The sequence below is a fragment of the Aquaspirillum serpens DSM 68 genome (assembly GCF_000420525.1).
In the GTDB taxonomy this organism is placed as follows: domain Bacteria; phylum Pseudomonadota; class Gammaproteobacteria; order Burkholderiales; family Aquaspirillaceae; genus Aquaspirillum; species Aquaspirillum serpens.
Window position 1 is genome coordinate 1 of sequence record NZ_ATVC01000056.1, and the last position, 18167, is coordinate 18167.

At 52.1% G+C, this 18167-nt stretch carries 16 protein-coding genes and 1 rRNA gene; 9 read left to right on the forward strand and 8 right to left on the reverse strand.

Annotated elements, in window-relative coordinates; translation table 11 throughout:
- The 3 genes from G465_RS0110225 to recQ all read right to left on the reverse strand — a co-directional run.
- A 16S ribosomal RNA gene (locus G465_RS0110225) occupies window positions 1-201 on the reverse strand; the annotation flags it as partial.
- 282 nt (window positions 202-483) lie between these two features.
- The gene (gene argJ, locus G465_RS0110230; RefSeq protein ID WP_022654371.1) at window positions 484-1698 is read right to left on the reverse strand and encodes a bifunctional glutamate N-acetyltransferase/amino-acid acetyltransferase ArgJ; all 1215 of its coding nucleotides are present in this window, start codon (window positions 1696-1698) and stop codon (window positions 484-486) included.
- Between the two features lie 46 nt (window positions 1699-1744).
- Window positions 1745-3535, reverse strand: a complete 1791-nt coding sequence (gene recQ / locus G465_RS0110235; protein WP_022654372.1) for a DNA helicase RecQ — start codon at window positions 3533-3535, stop codon at window positions 1745-1747.
- 90 nt (window positions 3536-3625) lie between these two features.
- Here recQ and G465_RS0110240 point away from each other — a divergent pair, with 90 nt between their 5' ends.
- The 3 genes from G465_RS0110240 to G465_RS0110250 are packed head-to-tail and all read left to right on the forward strand — an operon-like array spanning window position 3626 to window position 5334.
- Window positions 3626-4084: a surface-adhesin E family protein gene (locus G465_RS0110240; protein WP_022654373.1), complete on the forward strand. Its 459-nt coding sequence runs from the start codon at window positions 3626-3628 to the stop codon at window positions 4082-4084.
- 12 nt (window positions 4085-4096) lie between these two features.
- Window positions 4097-4870 (forward strand): ParA family protein, encoded by a 774-nt coding sequence (locus G465_RS0110245; protein WP_022654374.1) that lies wholly within the window; start codon window positions 4097-4099, stop codon window positions 4868-4870.
- Complete coding sequence (locus G465_RS0110250; RefSeq protein ID WP_022654375.1) at window positions 4867-5334, forward strand: CreA family protein; 468 nt, start codon at window positions 4867-4869, stop codon at window positions 5332-5334. Before G465_RS0110245 ends, G465_RS0110250 begins: the two co-directional genes overlap by 4 nt.
- Before the next feature lie 10 nt (window positions 5335-5344).
- On the opposite strand, the gene G465_RS0110255 is transcribed toward G465_RS0110250, so the two are convergent.
- Window positions 5345-7633 carry a DNA internalization-related competence protein ComEC/Rec2 gene (locus tag G465_RS0110255; RefSeq protein ID WP_022654376.1) on the reverse strand — a complete coding sequence of 763 codons (2289 nt, stop codon included), beginning with the start codon at window positions 7631-7633 and terminating at the stop codon, window positions 5345-5347.
- 87 nt (window positions 7634-7720) lie between these two features.
- On the opposite strand from G465_RS0110255, the gene G465_RS0110260 reads away from it, so the two are divergent.
- The gene (locus G465_RS0110260; protein ID WP_022654377.1) at window positions 7721-8497 is read left to right on the forward strand and encodes a class I SAM-dependent methyltransferase; all 777 of its coding nucleotides are present in this window, start codon (window positions 7721-7723) and stop codon (window positions 8495-8497) included.
- Here the strand turns inward: G465_RS0110260 and G465_RS0110265 are convergent.
- Genes G465_RS0110265 through G465_RS0110280 form a run of 4 tightly spaced genes read right to left on the reverse strand, consistent with a single transcriptional unit; the run spans window position 8474 to window position 14274 of the window.
- On the reverse strand, window positions 8474-11521 hold the full coding sequence (locus G465_RS0110265; RefSeq protein WP_022654378.1) for an efflux RND transporter permease subunit: 3048 nt from the start codon (window positions 11519-11521) through the stop codon (window positions 8474-8476). The two genes, G465_RS0110260 and G465_RS0110265, sit on opposite strands and share 24 nt — an antisense overlap.
- Window positions 11518-12627, reverse strand: coding sequence for an efflux RND transporter periplasmic adaptor subunit (locus G465_RS14425; protein ID WP_081642759.1), 1110 nt, complete (start codon window positions 12625-12627; stop codon window positions 11518-11520). The genes G465_RS0110265 and G465_RS14425 overlap by 4 nt, the downstream gene beginning before the upstream one ends.
- 24 nt (window positions 12628-12651) lie before the next feature.
- Window positions 12652-13986 carry a dihydroorotase gene (locus G465_RS0110275; RefSeq protein WP_211213759.1) on the reverse strand — a complete coding sequence of 445 codons (1335 nt, stop codon included), beginning with the start codon at window positions 13984-13986 and terminating at the stop codon, window positions 12652-12654.
- Window positions 13987-14022: 36 nt separating this feature from the next.
- The gene (locus tag G465_RS0110280) at window positions 14023-14274 is read right to left on the reverse strand and encodes a sulfurtransferase TusA family protein (protein WP_040399607.1); all 252 of its coding nucleotides are present in this window, start codon (window positions 14272-14274) and stop codon (window positions 14023-14025) included.
- A gap of 84 nt (window positions 14275-14358) precedes the next feature.
- On the opposite strand from G465_RS0110280, the gene G465_RS0110285 reads away from it, so the two are divergent.
- The 5 genes from G465_RS0110285 to G465_RS0110305 all read left to right on the forward strand — a co-directional run.
- Entirely contained in the window at window positions 14359-15123 is a 765-nt protein-coding gene (locus G465_RS0110285; protein WP_022654382.1) for an NRDE family protein, read from the forward strand.
- Window positions 15123-15635, forward strand: a complete 513-nt coding sequence (locus tag G465_RS15155; protein ID WP_022654383.1) for a CNP1-like family protein — start codon at window positions 15123-15125, stop codon at window positions 15633-15635. The genes G465_RS0110285 and G465_RS15155 overlap by 1 nt, the downstream gene beginning before the upstream one ends.
- A 156-nt stretch (window positions 15636-15791) precedes the next feature.
- The gene (gene groES, locus G465_RS0110295; RefSeq protein ID WP_022654384.1) at window positions 15792-16079 is read left to right on the forward strand and encodes a co-chaperone GroES; all 288 of its coding nucleotides are present in this window, start codon (window positions 15792-15794) and stop codon (window positions 16077-16079) included.
- Between the two features lie 55 nt (window positions 16080-16134).
- Window positions 16135-17769 carry a chaperonin GroEL gene (groL, locus tag G465_RS0110300; RefSeq protein ID WP_022654385.1) on the forward strand — a complete coding sequence of 545 codons (1635 nt, stop codon included), beginning with the start codon at window positions 16135-16137 and terminating at the stop codon, window positions 17767-17769.
- A gap of 120 nt (window positions 17770-17889) precedes the next feature.
- The coding region (locus G465_RS0110305; RefSeq protein WP_027405385.1) for an Rpn family recombination-promoting nuclease/putative transposase at window positions 17890-18167 on the forward strand (278 nt) is incomplete at its 3' end.

Genomic DNA, 18167 nt, shown 5'->3' on the forward strand with positions numbered 1-18167 from the left:
GATCCCCAGCTTTCCTCCTCAGAGCGTATGCGGTATTAGCACACCTTTCGATGCGTTATCCCCCATTACTCGGCACGTTCCGACGCATTACTCACCCGTTCGCCACTCGTCAGCGGTGCAAGCACCCTGTTACCGTTCGACTTGCATGTGTAAAGCATGCCGCCAGCGTTCAATCTGAGCCAGGATCAAACTCTTCAGTTCAATCTCTGTTTAAACTTTTTTCGCTCACAAAACTCAATACTGACGTATTTCATTTGTGCAAGCGCTTGATGTCCAAGCGCTTACACCTATCGGTTGTATTCTGTTAAAGATCGATCAAACAGCTAAACGCTGTTTGCTGCTGCTGTGTTGCAGCGAGGAAGCGAACTATACCCACCTCCTCCATACTCGTCAACAGCTGAAAACAGAAAAAGTTTGGAGAATTAGATAAATGATTGTTTGTTAAGCCACTTTCCTTTGCAAAAAAGAGGCTTAATCTGTCAATTAGCTGCGGTAGTCAGCATTGATCTTTACGTAATCATACGAAAAATCACATGTCCACACGGTCGCATTGGCCTCACCACGGCCCAACACCACCCGAATCGTGATTTCTGCCTGTTTCATCACACGCTGACCATCTTCTTCTTGATAGGCAGGGTTACGCCCGCCATTCACCGCCACCAGCACATCATCTAAATACAAAGACAGCTTCTCAACATCCAGATCGTCAATACCGGCATAGCCAATCGCAGCCAAAATCCGGCCCAAGTTGGGATCTGAAGCGAAGAAGGCAGTTTTGACCAACGGAGAACGGCCGATGGCATAGCCAATCGCTTTACATTCGTCGATGGTTTTTCCACCTTCAACCTTAATGGTCATGAATTTGGTTGCGCCTTCACCATCGCGAACAATGGCCTGTGCCAGTTGTTCAGCCACCTCGCGCAAGGCTTGATAGAAGGGAGCAAAAGCAGGGGTATCACGCTCGGCTATCTCGACACCGCTTTGTCCAGTCGCAACCAGAATAAAGGAGTCGTTGGTCGAGGTATCACCATCAATGGTGATGCTATTAAAAGAGACATCCGCCACTTCTTTCACGACGGCTTGTAATAAGGCCTGCGGCACAGCAGCATCGGTGGCAATAAAACCGAGCATGGTTGCCATATTGGGATGAATCATCCCCGCGCCTTTTGCAATACCTGTAATAGTGATTGTTTTGCCATCCACCACAATTTGACGTGATGTCGCTTTTGGCAACACATCGGTGGTCATGATCGCCTCGGCAGCCTGAGCCCAATCAGCGGTTTTGCGCTCGGGTAAAGCGGCAATGATTTTTTCGTATGGCAAGGGTTCAAGAATGACACCGGTAGAGAAAGGCAAGACTTGTTGCCGCGTACACCCCAACTCAGCGGCCACCGCATCACACACACGCGTCGCCCGTTGCCGGCCTTCTTCGCCTGTCCCTGCATTGGCATTGCCGGTATTGACCACGATGGCGCGGATAGCCTCGCCACTGGTTAAATGTTCACGACACAGGTGAACCGGTGCAGCACAAAAACGATTTTTGGTAAACACACCAGCGACCGTGCTGCCTTCAGCCAAAGTCATTAACAACACATCTTTACGGCCGGGCTTTTTAATCCCAGCTTCGGCATACGCCAACGAGACACCCGCCACAGCAGGCAATTCGGCAGAATTTAATACAGGTAAATTGACGGGCATTTATTCGCTCCAGAAAACAAGGTCATCTCGCAACAGGCAATGAGGTTCACTCTGCCTGATGCAGTAAATTCAATAGTTGTTGGCCGTAACGCGCCACTTTACTTTCGCCAACCCCAGTAATATGCCTGAGTTCGGTTGCATTCTCAGGAAGCTTTTCGATCAATTCGCGCAGCGTGCGATCAAGAAAAATGGCATAGGCCGGCACATTATGCGCCTCAGCCACTTCTTTACGCCATCGGCGTAGGCGTTGCCATAGTCGTTCTTGTCGTTCGGTACGTAACCAACGTTCACCAGTTTGTGCAATCCACTTATTATTTTTGCTTTCAAGGGGCCGCAACCAAACCGGCTGTTCACCTTTCAAAATCGAACGGCACTCGGGCGACAACAACAGCGCATGTCGCGGCGCATCACCCAATTTTAATAGGCCACGGGCTAATAATTGCCGAATCACCGCCCGCCATCCACGCTGAGTCAGTTCCTGACCAATCCCAAAGGTGGAAAGATGCCGCCATGCCGCCGTATCGTTGTGTTCGGCTTTCCCTAATAGAATGTCAATAATCTGTGCAGCACCCAATTGTTGATTTGTCCGATAAAGACAAGACAGTAATTTTTGTACCGGCACCGTCGCATCAAACAAGGCCGGCGGTTGACAGCAGTTATCACACTTGCCACATGGCGCTACTGTTTCGCCAAAATGGGCTAATAGCTGTTGATGACGGCAGGTATTGGTTTCGCAATAGGCCAACATCGCTTGTAATTTATTCAGCTCCACCTGTTGGCGGTCGGGGCTAAGTGCCGACTGGGTAACCATGAACTGAATTTGCATCACATCGCTTAGGCCATAACACAGCCAACTGAGTGCCGGCAGACCATCACGCCCCGCCCGCCCCGACTCTTGATAAAAACTTTCTGGGCTACGCGGTAAATCGACATGGGCGACAAAACGCACATCCGGTTTATCAATGCCCATGCCAAACGCCACCGTTGCCACCATCACCACGCCATCATCACGCAAAAACTGCTGTTGGTGTTGTTCACGCATGGCATGTGGCAAACCCGCATGGTAAGGCAACGCTAAAATACCTTGTTCAACCAGCCATGCGGTGATGTCCTCAACTCGTTTGCGTGAAGCACAGTACACAATCCCCGATTGCTCGCGATAATGGTTTTGAATCAGCGCCAGCAACTGTTGTTTGGCTTGGTTTTTTTGTACCACGCGATAGTGCAGATTGGGACGGGCAAAGCTGGATAAAAACAGCTGTGCTTGTTCGAGTTCGAGATGGTGTTGAATCTCTTGCCGCGTTTGTGCATCGGCGGTGGCGGTAAGGGCAATGCGCGGCACAGTTGGGAAATGTTGTGCCAATACACCGAGCTGACGGTATTCCGGTCGGAAATCGTGCCCCCATTGGCTGACACAATGCGCCTCATCAATCGCAAACAGCGCCAGCGGCAAACTGGCTAAAAAAGCCAAAAAACGCGGCTGTAACAAACGCTCAGGTGCCACATACACCAGTTTGAGTTCGCCGCGCTGCATCGCCTTCGCCACCTCACGCGCCTGTTCTGGTGTTTGGGCAGAATTCAAATAAGCCGCCGCCACCCCCAGTTCGGTCAAGGTTGCCACTTGGTTTTGCATTAACGCAATCAATGGGCTGACCACGATGGCGATACCGTCACGCAACAAAGCAGGAATCTGAAAACACAGCGATTTTCCGCCACCGGTTGGCATCACCACTAAAGCATCACCGCCGTTGACAAGGTGATTGACGATAGCTTCCTGATCTCCACGAAACGCGGTATAACCAAAAACATGATGCAAAATGTCAGACGCAGTAGTCATGGATTGGGCAAAATAGGCAGGAAAGCCAATAATTGTAAGCGTTTTACCCCCCTTGGCGGCGGGAAGATCGCAGTCAGCAAAGGATTCAGCATGCAGAAGTGTCAGTTTCGTTTAGTTGGGGCAGGGTTGGCTGCTCTGTTGATGTTGGCAGGCTGTGCCACCCCACAAGGGGGACAGACCGGAAGTAGCAGTTCACCCAACGCCGATTGGGAAAACCTCGGGGTCACCCCGAATGGCAATACCATGCACGAACTCGACAAACTCTCGATTAAACGGCAAGGCAATAAAGTCACTTTTCGCGACCGGAAAACTATCTTTAATCTCGCTAAAGAAAATTTCCTCACCGTCCCTCGGCACAAACATTCCTTAAACACATGGGAAATTGACTGTGCCAATCAGACCTACCGCCTGTTAGACACCACGCTATATGATGAAAACAACCGCTTGGTGGTGACCTATCGCTATAGCGAACAAGAAAGCCGCAGCCAGCCCATCAGCAGTAAATCGGCCAGCGAACAACAAAAACAACGAGTTTGCCCAGCGAACTAAAGGGAAAAAGTGATGCCAGCGATTCGCAGAGTGGTGTTTAACCAAAAAGGGGGGGTGGGTAAATCAACCATCACCGCCAACCTCGCTGCCATTGCCGCGTGGCAAGGGCGAAAAGTGTTGTTAATTGACCTCGATCCACAGGGCAACCTCAGCCATTATTTGCTTGGTGCCCCCAGCACCCAACCAGGGTTATTTGAATTCTTTGAGCAGATTTTAAACTTCAGCTTATTCGCCAAAAAAAATCATGAATTTGCCCAAGCCACCCCGTTCGAGAATTTGTTTTTGATCGCCTCTCATCCCGAATTGGGCGAGCTGGCAGGTAAATTAGAAGCCCGCTATAAGATGTATAAATTGCGGGATGCCCTCAACGAGTTGAGCGAGCAATACGACGAAATCTGGATTGATACCCCTCCGGCACTCAATTTCTTCACCCGTTCGGCACTGATTGCCGCTGATCGCTGTTTGATTCCTTTTGATTGCGATACCTTCTCGCGCCAAGCCTTATATACCCTGATGGGAAATGTCGAAGAAATTCGCAATGACCATAATCGTTCGCTGGAAGTGGAAGGGGTGATTGTCAACCAATTCCAACCCCGCGCCGCTTTGCCGGTGAAATTGGTAACAGAACTCGAAGCCGAAGGTTTGCCAGTGCGAACGGTGCGCCTGTCCAGCTCAGTCAAAATCCGTGAATCACACCAAGCCGCCAAGCCGCTGATCCATTTCGACCCTAAACACAAACTGAGCCAAGAGTTCGTCAATCTCTATCAAGAATTGAGTGCGGTATGAGCAGCTTACTTCGTGTGGCAGTGGCTGGCGTGGTTTCACTGTGGGCGATGACCGCCGCCGCAGAGACAGTGGGATGTGCCACCACAGCATGGAAATTATTGGGCGCGAACCACCGTGTGTGTGTCGAGGCGTTTTACGATAAAAAAGTGCCAGGGGTAACCTGTCATGTAAGCCAAGCGCGTAAGGGAGGCATTTCCGGCAGTTTGGGCTTGGCACAAGACCCCTCGCAGTTTTCGCTGGCCTGTCGTCAAACCGGCCCTATCAGCTTGCCAGCTAAGCTCCCCGAAGAAGAGACCGTGTTTAGCGAAGACACTTCGCTGTTGTTTAAAGAAACCCGCGTGGTCAGGTTATGGGATGAAAAAAACCGGACTTTGGTTTATCTCGCCATTAGCCGTAAGTTAATCGAAGGCGCACCAGCCAACAGCATTTCCACTGTACCGGTGATGCCATGGCGTGGTGATTGAGGCAGTGAGCTTAATCACCGCTGCCGGCGCTGGCGGCATACCAATAGCGGCGTGCCTCGGCACGCTGGGCGTGAATATGGCTTTGGTTGGGTGTCAGATGCACGCGAATTGCGCCATCACGGTCGGTGCGCCAGCGCTGTTTTGCCACCCATAAAAACCGTTCCCATACCTGAGGCTGAGGATGGCGGAAAGCATTGCGATATCCCACGCTGACGATCACTTGTTCCGGTGCCACGGTGTTTAAAAACGCCAAACTGGAGGAAGTGCGGCTGCCGTGATGCGCCGCTAACAACACTTGTGAGCGCAATAAGTCTGGCTGTTGTTGGACTAATTGTGCTTCTTCTGCCGCAGTAATATCACCGGTTAACAACATCGCCTGCGAGCCGGCTCGCACTCGTAATACACAAGACTGGCCGTTGTCATCGCGCTGCGGTTCGCCAACGACTGGATGCAAAAAAGCAAACTCCACCCCGTCCCATTGCCACACCATCCCCTGCCGACATGGGACAAACGACGCGGACAGTTGTGTTGCACTGGCTAAGCGATAGGGAGCCAACCATTGTTGCACCGAAAAAGCGGCGGCAACAGCGGCCGTGCCACCGACATGGTCAAGGTCATCGTGACTTAAAATCAACGCATCGAGTTGGGTCACTCCAGCCGCGTGTAACTGTGGCACCACCACCCGTTCCCCCATATCACGCTCACCCAAACGCGGGCCGGTGTCATACAACAGGCTATGGTGGGCGGTTTGAATCCATACCGCTAACCCTTGACCGACATCCAACACCGTCAACCACACCTCATTCAGCGCAGGGCGCGGCGGTGGCGCAAAAAATAGCGGCAATAACAACAGCACCGCAAAACCGCGTCCCCCCACGCCAAACGGCACAAGCAATAAACCACAACCCAAGATAGCGGCTAATAATGCCAACGGTTCAGGCACTGCCATCACCCACTGCGGCCACTGCCCGATGTATTCCACCGGCCATAACAACCACACCAATATCTGATGTGCCACCGGCAAAGCCCACGAAACCGGTAGCGCAGTCGCCAACAGCAATAGTCCAGTGGCAAAGCCTCCAATCAGAGGAATCGCATAGGCGTTGGCTAATGGTGCAACCCAACTGATTGTTTGAAACAGCACCAACACCGGTAATAAGGTCAAGACATTAGCGCCCCATTGGGCATCTAACCACAGCCTCCACCCACTTGGCCGCCGCACATAGCCCACCACCGCCAAGGCCATTGCCGCCACCGTGCCGAAGGATAGCCAAAAGCCGAGGGTTAACACTGCGAAAGGGTCGGGAATCAATACTGCCAACGCCGCAAACAACAAAATTTTTGGCAACGGCCACGGTTCACGCCGACTTAATGCCCACGTCACTGCCACTAACATATAAAAGGAACGCTGTGTCGGGACAGAAAACCCAGCTAACAGGGCATACACTGCGGCAAATAACAACGCCGCTGCCGCGATAATCGGGCGGTGTGCGGTTTGAACAGCACACCCACGCAACAACAATGCGGTCATCCATGCCACCCCCGCCGCCGCTAAAGTGAGATGAACCCCAGAAATACTGATGAGATGAATCAAACCAGTGCGTTGAAACAGTTGCCATTGTTCAGCGGGAATCGCTTGTTGGTCACCGATTACCAAGGCACTGACCAAACCAGCGTAACGCTGATTCGGCAGCTGTTGGGCAATATGTTGGCGAATACGGTCGCGCCAGTGGTCAATCGACCATGTTTCACTGAAGCGAGGGGAAAGAGGAACGGTGCGGCGGATTTGACCTGACACCAGTTGCGCATTGGCCCATAAGCTTGACTCCAACTCACGGCCATACGGATTGACCACACTGTGCATCCGTTTCAACCGAACCTGCATCTGCCAATGTGATCCGACAAGTAAAGTAGGCGGTAATTGCTGGCGGCTATCAAACAAAGTCAAACACGAGGGCAAGCGCAGGGTGTGATCCGCTGTGAGCACGTCGTCAACCTCGAACTCAACGCGCCAGCCATAGCGTGTCATCTCGGGTAAACCAACCACTTGCCCAGTAAGTTCGATAGTGCGACCTTCCCATGCCGGAGGGAGCTGTTGTGCCAAGCGATGGTCGATACGCCAAGCACTCCAACTGACACCCAACAGCAATAGACATCCCCAGCAAAGTAGCGACTTTCGGCTCACCACTGCCACCGCCGCAAAAGCCATCGCCAACAGCAGCGATACCGGCCAAGGTACGATTGACGGTAAACTATGTGGCAATGTAATACCCAATGCTAAAGCCAAGCCATAACCCACTGCCGACCCCTTTTGTCATGACAGTAGCCAGTCTAGCAAACTGCCGCTGCGGTCAACACCCTTTAAGAAGTTGTTGAGAAATACACTATGCCCGTTCTGCCTCCCCTTGTTTGTTTAGCACCAAATCGTCAACACGAAGCCGAAGCCTTTGCTGTGCAATTTGCGTTGTCATTGCAAGACCACCTGCCCAGCGATGGCTATGCCTTGGTGTTGCGCGAGACCCAGCTCAGTTTGGAACATCCCCATGCTCACGGGGCGGTGATGGCTGAATTTGTCGAAGGTGCCGCCGCCCATCGTCGCCAATTTGGTGGTGGAAAAGGGCAACCGGTGGCGAAAGCCATCGGTATCAAAGGCAGTTATCTGCCACAGGTTGTCGATGCCACCGCCGGTTTAGGCCGTGATGCTTTTGTGTTAGCCACGTTGGGATGTGAAGTGACACTGATTGAACGCTCGCCAGTGGCCGCCGCTTTACTTGCCGATGGCCTCGCGCGCGCCGCCGCCCACTCAGACACCGCTGACATTGTGGAAAGAATGCAGTTGGTTCACGCTGATGCAGCAGATTGGTTGCTGACGTTAGACAGCGCGCAACGGCCCGATGTGGTGTATCTCGACCCGATGTTTCCAGATACAGGAAAAAGCGCCGCTGCTAAAAAAGACATGCAGGCTTTTCAACACTGCATTGGCGATGATCTCGATAGTGAACGCTTGTTGGCGGCAGCCTTACAAGTGGCAAAAAAGCGGGTGGTGGTGAAGCGTCCACGCTTGGGCGAACGCATCCCCGGCCCCCCGCCGAATGCAGAACTACAAGGAAAAAGCACACGGTTTGATTTTTATGTACCGTTAGCGAGCCGCCCGCCGCGCTAGCGCATTTTCCAACAACGAATATGCGGCGGGGACAACCACAAGCGTCAGTAAAGTCGAACTTAACATGCCACCAATCACCGCAATCGACAGCGGGCCATTGGTTTCTGCCCCCGCCCCCAAGCCCAATGCCGCTGGGAACATCGCCAAAATCACCGTCAGCGAGGTCATTAACACCGGACGCAGACGCATAGGGCAGCTGGCGGCCAAGGCCTCATCCACCGACATCCCTCTAGCGCGAAACTGATTGGTCACATCCACCAACAAAATGGCATTTTTCGCCACCAAACCAATCAACAAAATCAAACCAATCACCGAATAGGTGTTTAGGGTATTGCCTGTCCACCACAGCGCGAACAGCCCGCCAACCACCGCCAGTGGTTCAGCCAACATAATCACCGCCGGCTGTGCAAACGAGTTGAACTGACTGGCCAAAATCATATACAGCAATAGCGACGCCAACCCGAACACAAACAACAACTGACCGCCGGTGCGCTCCAATTCCCGCGCCTCACCGAGTTTTTCAATCCGATAACCTGGGGGCAAAGTATCACGCGCCACTTGTTCTACCTTCGCCACCGCTTCAGAAAGCGATACCGTCGGCGAACCTTTCAGCGTGGCGGAATACAGCAGGTTTTGCCGTTCAATTTGAGTAGGCCCCACACTGCGCTCGATTTTCAACACGCTATCCAATCGAATCATCTCACCTTGCTGATTACGCAAATAAATTTTCTGCAAATCTTCTGGCCGTGTCAGCGCACTGTCCGCCGCTTTTAACCGCACATCGTAGCGAGTGCCGCTGCCACCTCCGTTAAACTGGGCAATATTGCTGCCTGCCGACAAAAGATTGAGCGTCTCGGCCACTGATTGAACGGTTAAACCATATTTCGCCACGGCATCACGTTGAATATCAAAGCGAATTTGTGGCAAGTTCAAATCCACATCCAAATCCACCCGCCCAATCGCCGGATCAGCCGATAACAGCCGTTGTAAATTGGCCGCTTGTTGACCCACTTCATTCAAATTGGGCCCCACCACAGCAAATTGCAGCTTGCCGCCACGGGTTTCACCCACACGCGGATAGGGGAACGCCGACACCCGTGCCCCAGCAATCCCGCTTAACGCCTTGCGTACTTCGCCCAACAACTGTTGCTGTGATTGACTGCGCTCATCACGCGGCTTCATCCGAACAATCATAAAAGTCGAATTCACCCCGCTCGATCCAAAACCGCCCACAATCGCCAGCACATTTTGGATTTCGGGATAGCGTTTTAATATCTGTTCGACCTGTTTGGTTTTTTCATCGGTGTAGTAGATGCTAGACCCCACCGGCGTCCGAATATTGACCATAAAGCGGCCTTCATCTTCTTCGGGCAAAAACTCGCTTTTCATCGCCATCATCGGCACCGCACTCGCTGCGACGGCCACTACCCCCACCAATAAAATCAACAACCGATGGCGCAACGAAAAACGCAATAAACGACTATACGATTGTTCAAGAGCAATAAATTGTTGCTCTAACCAGACATACAGGCGGCCATGTTGAGTTTCTACTTGCAAAAAGCGGCTGCACAACATCGGCGTCAACGTCACCGCAACAAACAGCGACACCATCACCCCAAACGACACCACAATCGCAAACGAATTAAACAAGCGCCCGACAATCCCCGATAAAAAAATCACCGGCAGGAAAATCGCTACCAAACTCAGAGTCGCCGCAATCACAGCAAAAATCACTTCCTGACTGCCATCAATCGCCGCTTGCATTGGGTCGTGTTGCCCCATTTCACGCCGGCGGTGAATGTTTTCCAACACCACAATGGCATCATCGACCACCACACCAATCAGCAATAGCAGCGCCAACAGCGTCACGGTGTTAAAGGTGTAACCGAGGAAATACATTAAGGCGATGGCCCCCAGTAGAGAAACCGGAATAGCCAAGGCCACGATAAGAGTCGAGCGCCAGCTACGCAAAAATAACCACACCACCAAGGCAGCCAGCAATGTGCCTTCAAATAAATGGCTTTTCAGCGCCGCCACCATCTCTAGCACAAAGGTAGAATCATTCGACACCACCGCCAGATTCATTCCGGGCGGCAAACTGGGGCGAATTTGGCTATCAATGCGCCGTAGCACTTCATCAGCAATCGCCACCGTATTGGTGTTGGCAATCCGCACAATACCGAGGTTGACCGTTGGCTTACCGTTGATACGCGACAAATTACGCATATCTGTTTCGCCATCTATCACCCGCGCCACATCCGCCAACCGCACTGCGCCGTTGCCCCGCCACACCACCACCATCTCCTGCAAGGCAGATAACGAGTGAAACTCTAGGTTGAGATCCACCAAATACTCACGCGGCCCCGCCACCACAAAACCACCGGCTTGTTGTAAATGTTCGCGTTTAAAAGCGTCTTGTACTTCTTTTGCCGTCAGGCTATAGCGTGCCAAACGCAGAGGGTCGAGCTCAATCCGAATCACCCGCTCCCCTCGGCCACGCACCAACACCTCGCCAACACCATCAATGGTTTCTAGCTGCTTTTTAACCACGTTATCACCGTAGTCATACAGCTGTTGCAAGGTACGATCCCCCGTCAGCGACAACCACATAATTGGTGACGAATTGGCATCGGTTTTTGACACCACCGGCGCGTCGGCTTCATCGGGCAAACTGCGCTGTGCCTGACTCACTTTCGATTGCACTTCGTTGAAGGCAACATCGACATCTTTATCTAAATTAAAGGTAATTTTGACGCTGGAACGGCCCGGGCTCGAAGTCGATTCGATTAAATCAATCCCGGGCACACTGTTCACGGCGGACTCAATCGCTTGTGTAATGCTGTTATCCACCACTTCCGGTGTGGCACCGCGCAAGGTGGTCGATACACTGATAATGGGTTGTTCGATATTGGGATAGCGATCTACCCCAATACGTTGATACGCCAAAACGCCAAATAAAATCAGCACCGCAGACATCATATACGTCAGAACATGACGACGAATCGAAAATTCGGCTAATCTCATGACTGGCGGCCTTCTAGCGAATTTTTGCTTGCTTTGCTGTCTTGCTTCTCGGTTTTCGCTTTAATTTTTGCGCCATCAGATAAGAAACCAGCGCCGTCGCTGACCACCGGCGTACCGGCAGCGAGACCGTCCACAATTTCCACCCAACCTTGATCTTCCACGCCAGTTTTCACCACCGTAGCGCGAGCTTGTCCTTTATCGGCGACAAACACCACCGAACCTTGCTGCCGCGCTACCACGGCAATACTCGGTACGGCCAACGCTTGTTTGCTGCTCAATACCACCGAAGCTTCAACACTTTGTCCAACACGAAATTTCGCCTGCGGTGGCAACGCTACCAAGGCTTCTAACATACGGTTTTGACTATCTAACGCAGGACGAATCTCACTGACAGCAGCAGTGAAGCGATCACCGGTTTCTGTTGTTAATGTCACAGGGCTGCCCACTCGCAACACACTGCCCTCGCGTTCTGACAAGGCAAAACGAGCACGCAAACCTTGTTGCCCCACCAAACGAAACAGCGCCTTCCCGACCGAGACATATTCGCCTTCACTGACCAAGCGGCTATCAATGGTGCCAGCTTGGGCCGCTTTCACTCCGGCGCGGGCCTGATCGCGGCGGGCATTCTCGGCTTGTGCTTGGGCAGCACTCAGCTGTTTTTGTAATGCGGTTAATTGGGTTTTTTGTTCTTCTAAATAAGCCGAGGACACAAACCCTTGTTCAAATAGTTGTTGATAACGGCTGACTTGCCGTTGTTGTTGTTCGGCTTGAGTTTGCAAACGCAACGCGTCGGCATCACGCGCCAGACGGGTATTGGTGAGATCAGCGGCATCGATGGTTGCCAAGAGTTGACCCGCTTGCACTTGGCTACCGACATCGACATGCAGTTGCACCACACGGCCAGCGGTTTCACTGACCACCGTGGCGGCATTTAACGACTCCACCTCGGCCAACACCGCTGTCCGTTGTTCCAAGGTACGCACACTGGCAGTGGCCATGCTGACACTGATAGGCGGGGGGCCTTTTGGTTTACTGTCTGTCGTTGGCGCATCTGAACACGCCACCAACACCCCACATAACATCCCACCTAGCCATCGTCTCAGCATGAGCCCTCCTTGTGTCAAATTTGGTTAAAGAGAAAAACGCAACGCCATGCCACGACAATCTGGGCGGACTTGGCCTTCGTGCCAAGCCACTTGACCAGAAACAAGGGTGGTTAATACACGAGAGCGCAGATGACGACCGGCAAACGGTGTCCAACCACAGTGATAGAGGCAGTTGTCATTGCTGACGGTTTCCCCCTCTGCCATCTCCACTAACACCACATCGGCCCAATAACCTTCGCGTAAAAAGCCCCGTTCTTCTATGCGGAAGCGTTGCGCCACGTTATGACTGGTCTTTTGTACTAATTGTTCAATCGACAACACGCCATCGTGTACCAGCTCTAACGCACCTGCCAACGCATGTTGCACCAAAGGCAAGCCAGACGGCGCTTGGAAATAGTGGCCGGCTTTTTCTTCTCGGGTATGTGGCGCATGGTCGGTGCCGATAATATCGAGCACATTCGATGCCAACGCCGCCCGCAGTGCGTCACGGTCTTGACGGGTTTTAATGGCTGGATTGCATTTGATGAGATACCCCAAATCGGCGTAGTCGCGCTCATCAAACAACAAATGATGGACACACACTTCGGCGGTGATTTGCTTATTCGCCATCGGGCCTTGGTCAAACAACGCCAATTCATCAGCAGTGGTGATATGCAGCACATGCAGCCGCGTGCCATGTTTCCGCGCCAACTCCACCGCCAACGAGGACGACTTCAAACACGCCTCACGACCTCGAATAATCGGGTGGTACACCGCCGGCACCGCATCGCCAAAGCGTTCACGGAAAGCCGCTTCGTTGGCGCTGATCATCGGGGTGTCTTCACAATGCGTCAGCACAATCGTCGGCGCTTGTGCGAACAGGGCTTCTAATACTTTGGGATCATCCACCAGCATATTGCCGGTTGAAGCCCCCATGAACACTTTAATGCCGGGGGTACGTCGTGGATCAACCTTTAATACTTCATCCAGATTGTCGTTACTGACGCCGAAATGAAAAGCATAGTTAGCCGTTGCAGTTTGCGCCCCCAGCGCCAACTTATCTGTTAGGGCTTGTTGAGTCAGTGTCGGCGGTTTGGTGTTGGGCATATCCATAAAACTGGTGATCCCACCCGCCACAGCAGCGCGTGATTCAGTGGCAATCGACCCTTTATGAGTCAAGCCGGGGTCACGAAAATGCACTTGGTCATCAATCATGCCGGGCAAGAGATAGCGACCTGCAGCATCAATTTCTTGTTTGATATCGCTGGGCGCACTGATTTCCGCCGCCATTTTTTCAATCCGCCCATGACGAATCAACATATCGCCCTGTTGAATTTGGCCTTCGTTGACCATGCGGGCATTACGAATCAGGATAGACACGGACACACACTCCTTTTTAATTAAGGTGAATTGCATTTAGCGACGCTGTAGGACCAACCAAAATTTGCCATTGTCTAATGTCTCAGAGCGCAGCAAAGTGTGGCCAGTTTGTTTGCAAAAAGCAGCAAAATCGGCAGGTGCCGCCGGATCGGTGGCAGTCACAGCAACCACATTGCCAGAAGCTAAAACTGCTAGGGCTTTTTTGGTACGAAGAATGGGCAATGGACAGTTGAGTCCCGATAAATCGAGGGTTTGGTCAATTGGGGGTAAGGGGTTCAGTTCAGACATAGCCATTAGACGAGATTTGAGTTTAGACAAGAAAGGCGACTATTCTACGCCTGCCTAATCATCTTTATACAAAGCGACTTTGTCATGTGTCTCATCGGTTTACACTATAAGGCGCTACCCGGCACCGTGTTGCTGTTGGCAGCCAATCGAGATGAATACTATCGTCGTCCCAGTGCGGCCCTTGGCCCGTGGCCCGATCAACCCGAGGTTTTTGGCGGTCGCGATTTACAAGGCGGCGGCAGTTGGTTGGCATTACATCGCAACGGGCGTTTTGCCGCCGTCACCAATGTACGGATGGGACTCAAACCCCCGCCACAAGCACTATCACGCGGCAGCTTGGTGACCGATTATGTCTGTGGACAACTCTCGAGCTTAGAATTTGCCCACCATCTCACCCAACAAAGCCGCAGCTATGCGCCGTTTAATCTGTTGTTTGGGCGGGTAGATGATTTGTATTGCTATCACAGCCCACGCCATACCCTCACCCGATTGACGCACGGTGTATTTGGTTTATCCAATGCCCAGCTCAATACCTCGTGGCCGAAGGTAGAACGGCTCAAACATCGGCTACAAGGGATCAAGCGCCTGCCAGCCGAAGAAGAGCTATTTAGCTGGTTGCAAGATACAGAACATCCACCGTTAGAAACCCTGCCTAATACTGGTGTCGGTACTACATTGGAACGCCTACTGTCCCCTGTTTTCATCCAAAGCGATGACTATGGCACCACCGCTTCGACTATTTTGATGGTGCGCTCACGCGGCGATGTCATTATCAGCGAACAAGGCTACCACGCCGGCCGCCCAACTCAACGCAATCGTTTTACCTTTAAATTGGACTTTACATCGTGATGTCTTTTCGTCGCAGTCTCACCGTCTTATTACTCGCCAGCCTCGGCCAAGCAGCATGGGCCGATAACCGTGATCGTTTTAATCAAAACTATCATTGGGAACCGCCTAAAGTGTGGCAAGAAGCCGCCACCACCCTCCCCACCTATCCCAATACCAATACCTCATGGCTGGTGATTGCTGGCGGGCCGGTGTATCAAAATCAAATTGCCCTCGATGCCGACAGTCTTAGCATTGGCACCGATGCCGTGATTCGTTACACCCTGCGCATCACCAGCACGGAGGGCGTGGCAAATATCAGCCACCAAGGGCTGCGTTGTGATAGCCGCGAATTCAAATTGTTTGCCATTGCTTCTAGCCAAAATACCGTCTGGCAAGAATCCAAAACAGCACAATGGCGACGCATTCAACCCGGCCATGTGCCACAAGCTTTGCTAGCGAGCGACTATTTATGTGAAGACGGCAGACCCTTGGATAACACGGCTTTGATGCTGGCACGACTGAAAAAAGGCTAAAAATTTCTTGCGGTGGGCTCTTGAAAACCCCTTGGGGCGTTCCTATTATTGGCACTCGCAAGGGCAGAGTGCTAACAACACCCCGCCCAGAGGGAAATCCCTCGCAATTTAATAACCGATTTTGTTGTAACTCCCTAAGTGAATCAGGAGAACTCCATGGCAATTCGTCCCTTACATGACCGCGTTGTGATCAAACGTCTCGAAGCCGAAGAAAAAACCGCTTCTGGTATCGTTTTGCCCGGCAATGCCGCCGAAAAACCGGACATGGGTGAAGTAATCGCCGTTGGTAATGGCAAGATCTTAGAGAACGGCGAGCGTCGTCCTCTGGAATTGAAAGTCGGCAACAAAGTGATCTTCGGCAAATACTCCGGCCAAACCGTCAAAGTGGACGGTGAAGAGCTGTTGGTGATGCGCGAAGAAGACGTGATGGGCATTGTGGAATAAGCCACACACACTTTTGTTTAGTTAGACGATTCGAATACGACTGGAGTAACACACTATGGCAGCAAAAGAAGTCAAATTTGGTGATTCCGCCCGCGCCAAGATGGTCAATGGCGTTAACATTCTGGCCGACGCGGTGAAAGTCACCTTGGGCCCGAAAGGTCGCAACGTGGTGTTAGAGCGCAGCTATGGCGCCCCCACCATCACCAAAGACGGTGTGTCTGTTGCTAAAGAAATCGAACTGAAAGACAAGTTCGAAAACATGGGTGCCCAAATGGTGAAAGAAGTGGCATCCAAAACCAACGATATCGCTGGTGACGGTACCACCACAGCCACCGTATTGGCACAAGCCGTGGTACAAGAAGGCATGAAATACGTTGCCGCCGGCATGAACCCAATGGATCTGAAACGTGGTATCGACAAAGCTGTCATCGCCATCGTGGAAGAACTGAAAAAAATCGCCAAACCTTGCGCCACCACCAAAGAAATCGCCCAAGTGGGTTCGATTTCCGCTAACAGCGACACCGTGATCGGTGAAAAAATCGCTGCTGCGATGGAAAAAGTCGGCAAAGAAGGCGTGATCACCGTTGAAGATGGCTCCGGTTTGGAAGACGAACTGGACGTGGTCGAAGGGATGCAGTTCGACCGTGGCTACCTGTCGCCCTACTTCATCAACCAACCAGAAAAACAAATTGCACAACTGGACAACCCATTTGTGTTGTTGTTTGACAAAAAAATCTCCAACATCCGCGACCTGCTGCCAACCTTGGAACAAGTGGCAAAATCTGGCCGCCCACTGTTAATCATCGCAGAAGATGTGGATGGTGAAGCACTGGCAACATTGGTGGTGAACAACATCCGTGGCATCCTGAAAACTGTGGCAGTGAAAGCACCTGGTTTTGGCGATCGTCGCAAAGCCATGTTGGAAGATATCGCTATCCTGACCGGCGGTACTGTGATTGCTGAAGAAGTCGGTTTGACTTTGGAAAAAGTGACACTGGATCTGTTGGGTCAAGCCAAACGCGTCGAAGTGGGCAAAGAAAACACCACCATCATCGACGGCGCAGGTCAAGAAGCCAACATCCAAGCCCGTGTAGCACAAATTCGCGCTCAAATCGAAGAAGCAACCAGCGACTACGACCGCGAAAAACTGCAAGAGCGCGTGGCGAAATTGGCCGGCGGTGTGGCAGTGATCAAAGTCGGTGCTGCGACCGAAGTTGAAATGAAAGAGAAAAAAGCCCGCGTGGAAGATGCACTGCACGCCACTCGTGCCGCAGTGGAAGAAGGCATTGTCCCCGGCGGTGGCGTTGCGCTGTTGCGTGCCCGTAAGAACATGGGCGAGCTGAAAGGCTTGAACGCAGAACAAGACGCTGGTATCCAAATCGTGTTGAAAGCGATCGAAGCCCCGCTGCGTCAGATCGTGAAGAACGCTGGCGATGAGCCTTCTGTGGTGGTGAACAAAGTGTACGAAGGCGAAGGTAACTTCGGCTATAACGCTGCCACCGGTGAATACGGCGATCTGGTTGAAATGGGTGTGTTAGACCCAGCTAAAGTGACCCGCTCCGCGTTGCAACACGCCGCTTCGGTTGCTGGTTTGATGCTGACCACCGATTGCATGATTGCTGAAATCCCAGAAGACAAGCCTGCGGCACCTGATATGGGTGGCATGGGCGGTATGGGCGGCATGATGTAATCTGACGTTCTCGTCAAAAAGAAAACCTCACCGAATTCGGTGGGGTTTTTTGTTTACCTACGACGTTTCCCAACCTGCCGGACTACAATTAACCATATCATCCTCAGCCCCACCCCAATCATGCTGCCGTTACTCGACCCGAAGAACGATTACATCTTCAAACGTCTCTTTGCTCAATCACCGGAATTGCTGTCGGATTTGATCAACAGCATTCGTTACGATCAACCGCCGATTACCATCACGGATATCCTCAATCCGAATATCTCCGGTGAAGACCTACACGCCAAAGAAATCGTGTTAGATGTGTTAGCGAAAGATGGTTTTGGGGTGCAATACAATATTGAAATTCAGGTGCGGAAACAGACGTATTGGGGAGAGCGAAGTCTGTATTACAGTTC